We start from the raw sequence: 3,419 nt of genomic DNA on the forward strand, positions 1-3,419 counted from the left end.
ACATACGGGGCGAGAGCGAGCCGGAACCTATCCAACGATCTAGCCAGCGCCAAGGCCGAGCGAGAGCGGGGCATACAGCCGCCGGTGATAGCACCTGACCTTTACGCCGAGATTCGGGCCGGTATGCAGTCGGTACAGAGCCTATTTGAGAGGCAAAAGATCATCGAGCAGGGCAAGGCGGACGTGGCCGCAGAGTTTGCACGGTGGAAGGCCGAAGATGCGGCCAAGGCTCAGACCATCGAGGCCGAGCGGCAGCGCCAAGCCAGCGAGCTGGCAAAACAACGGCAAGAGATCGAGGCCAAGGCGGAGATCCAGCCGAAGATCGAACCACAAAAGGGACGGGGTTATGAGATGTAGCTTGAACGAATTATAGTATTCGTTACAATTAATTTATTAATTCGTTAAGTCAAAAAGGTAAAAAAGTGAAGATAAAGCAGGCAAAAGAATACTTCGAGCTTGGCGTGATCGTGGGTTTTTACGCTATCCGTGATCCGCTAAAAATGGGCTATTGGCTGTTAGTGATTGAAGGCAAGGAAGAGCGTAGCTGGACGCTGCAAACCGCCAAGAATGAGGCGAAGAGCTTTGCCAGTCTGGACACCCTTATGGGTGAAATCGAAGAAATAGCCGGTCGTGTTAGCTCTTTACAAGTGAGGATTTAAGGATGGATGAGGCAGAAAAAGCGAGGGTTTACGCCATGTTGCAGATGGGCGAACACCAAACTAACTTAGTGACAAAGGCACTCGTAGACCTGGGAGAAGAGCGCCGGGCACTTGCCCAGGTATTTGAAGATGGCAAGCTCTCGCAAGCGTTGCATCTTGAGCAGGTTCGCCAAGTTGTTGGGGGGATGGCCAAGACCAGCGAGCAGATTCAAAAGGCGGCAGAACGGGCTATTCCAGCCATTAAGCTGGCTGCAGCGGACGCCGTGGCCGAATCCATGACCGGCGTGAATTCAAGCGCACTGGATGCAATGAGAGAGGCTACCAAGCCCTTTCTTAGCCGGCTAGAAGGGGCAACGGCAGGGGCAGAAGGCGCAGCAAAGCAGTTGGAAGATTCCAGCGCGTGGTTTTCTTGGAAATGGCTAGCGCTGACCGCGGCTGCTTGCGCTGGGCTGTTATTGGTGTGCTGGTTGCTTTTTCGGGCGTTGGTATGGTGGGAAGGCTCAAACGTCACAGAGTTAAGAGAGCAACAAAGGGCGTTACTACAGCAGATTGCCCAAGACCAGATTACCGCTGATGCACTGGCAAAAAAGGTGCATGGCATCCGTTTTGTGGCCGCAAAGGATGGTGATTTTATTAATGCTCCCCGTGGTTTTGAGGCGATGACGTGCGTAGGAGGAGTGCAATGTATCAAGCTAAAATAAATGTATGTACAAATTCGTGCTATAAATATCTATGAGTCGAGTTTTCGAGTGGGACGAGGTTAAAGCGGCGAGCAACTTTCGTAAGCATGGCGTTCATTTCGAAGAAGCTGCATTGGTTTTTGACGATCCTTTGGCGGTTTCGCTGCAAGACCGAATAGAAAACGGTGAGGCGCGATGGCAAACCATCGGCATGGCCGGAGGGTGTTTGCTGCTATTGGTGGCGCATACGGTGCGCTTTGAGGATGTGGAAGTCGTCGAAATCATTTCTGCACGACGTACCGATAAAAAGGAGAGATGCCGCTATGAGCATGGTTAGACACGAGCAAGGGAAGTTACCGGCCTTAACGGCCCAGCGACGCGCAGAGCTTGAAGCACTGGCGAAAATGCCGGATGCGAGCATCGACTACAGCGACATTCCGCCGTTGACGGATGCGTTCTGGCAAAACGCCGTGAGTAATCCCTTTTACAAGCCGACCAAGACGCACGCGACGGTGCGGGTGGACTCTGATGTGATGGTTTGGCTGAAATCGCAGGGAAAGGGCTACCAGACGCGGCTAAATGCCATTTTACGCAAAGCGATGTTGGAAGACATCGACAAGGCGCACGGGTAGACTGCAAGAAAGACGAAAGCCCCACGGCTGGAACCGTAGGGCTTTCAATTTGAGTGACTGGGCGCAGCAACGCCACAATCGGGCAATCCATAGCTGCATTATATCTGCTGCAGTGCCCAAACCCAAAGGGCAAAAGTGTTACAACTCGAACTTTTTACCGATCGACTACCTAAACGGCCTTATTGCAAGGACGAGAAGGACGCACCGAACCTGATTCGGTTGTCTCGTCACGCTATCCGCCGCCGCTATATCCAGATCAATCCCCCTAATCTCCGTTTTTGGATGCCGTTCGATATCGACCGCGAGGGCGCAGCGCTGGCTTGGGAAGATGCCGACCTGCCGCCGCCGAACTGGGCGGCGACCAATCCCGCTAACGGCCACGCCCATGTGGCTTGGGCCTTGTCCGCGCCGGTATTGTCTGGGGATGGCTCAAGGGATGCGCCGCTGCGCTATCTGTGCGGTATTGAGTACGCTTACCGCGAGAAGATGCAGGCAGACCATGGTTTTAATGGGCTGATCGTCAAGAACCCCGCCCATGCCCATTGGCGCACGCTCTGGGGGCCTGCCGTCACGTATGAGCTGTCCGAGCTGGCCGAATACGTGGATTTGCCTAAATTCATCCCGAAGCGGAAACCGGAAGAAATCGGTCTTGGGCGTAACTGTAGTGTGTTTGATTGGCTGCGGCTATGGGCCTATAAGGCCATCCGGCAGCATTGGGCGAAAGAGACACGTAACTTCATCGTGTGGCAGGCCAAGTGCTACGACCGCGCCTTAGAACGCAATGGCGAGCTACTTAATCCGCTGGACTATCGGGAGGTTTGGCATATTGCGGCCAGCGTGGCCCGTTTCTGCTGGAAAGAACTCACGCCCGAAGGGTTTAGCCAGTGGCAGGCAGCACAGGGGCGTAAAGGTGGTAAAGCTTCAGGCGTGGCTCGAGCTGCGGCCAATGAAGATAAACGGGCCAGTGCTCGATTAATGGCGGTGCGAGGGGCGTCTTCGCGTGTAATTGCAAGTGAGTTAGATGTAGATCAGTCTACGGTTGTTCGGTGGCTTAAGGGGTGATGCATGAAGCCATATCAGGTAACAGCCCGAATCTGTGTAACTATGAGCCGTATTCATGGGGTGATGCATGAAGCCATATCAGGTAACAGCCCGCCTTCGGGTTTTTTTGGTGTGTTTAGCGGGTGGTGAGCGTAGGGTTAGAAACTTAATTCTGTGGGCTTTTTGATTTAGTCTAGGTGCCAGCCCCAGCGGGGCGGTGATCGGGTCGAGATCAGCGGTTTTTGCTGATCCGAGAGCCGAGCAGGCAGCAGGGGGAGGAGGTTGTTCTGTGATGCCATTTTGATATCTCTTCTTGATTTTCGCGTACGCGAAAACCTTCAAAGTATGGTGGTCATCATCCTAAATGTAATCATGATTACCCCATGTGCTACCACCAGTAATAACAA

General features: G+C 53.5%; 6 protein-coding genes. All 6 read left to right on the forward strand.

Annotated elements, in window-relative coordinates; all coding sequences use genetic code 11:
* A partial coding sequence (locus R6242_RS21695; RefSeq protein WP_318430892.1) for a hypothetical protein occupies positions 1-357 on the forward strand: 357 nt, incomplete at its 5' end.
* Positions 358-422: 65 nt separating this feature from the next.
* On the forward strand, positions 423-659 hold the full coding sequence (locus R6242_RS21700; RefSeq protein WP_318430894.1) for a hypothetical protein: 237 nt from the start codon (positions 423-425) through the stop codon (positions 657-659).
* 2 nt (positions 660-661) lie between these two features.
* The gene (locus R6242_RS21705; RefSeq protein WP_318430896.1) at positions 662-1,360 is read left to right on the forward strand and encodes a hypothetical protein; all 699 of its coding nucleotides are present in this window, start codon (positions 662-664) and stop codon (positions 1,358-1,360) included.
* A 31-nt stretch (positions 1,361-1,391) separates the two neighbouring features.
* On the forward strand, positions 1,392-1,676 hold the full coding sequence (locus tag R6242_RS21710) for a BrnT family toxin (protein ID WP_318430898.1): 285 nt from the start codon (positions 1,392-1,394) through the stop codon (positions 1,674-1,676).
* Positions 1,663-1,971, forward strand: coding sequence for a BrnA antitoxin family protein (locus R6242_RS21715; RefSeq protein ID WP_318430899.1), 309 nt, complete (start codon positions 1,663-1,665; stop codon positions 1,969-1,971). Before R6242_RS21710 ends, R6242_RS21715 begins: the two co-directional genes overlap by 14 nt.
* A gap of 135 nt (positions 1,972-2,106) precedes the next feature.
* On the forward strand, positions 2,107-3,033 hold the full coding sequence (locus R6242_RS21720; protein ID WP_318430901.1) for a replication initiation protein: 927 nt from the start codon (positions 2,107-2,109) through the stop codon (positions 3,031-3,033).
* The last annotated feature ends 386 nt before the right edge of the window (positions 3,034-3,419 follow it).

Origin of the sequence: Iodobacter sp. CM08 (assembly GCF_033446605.1) — a bacterium.
Lineage (GTDB): Bacteria > Pseudomonadota > Gammaproteobacteria > Burkholderiales > Chitinibacteraceae > Iodobacter.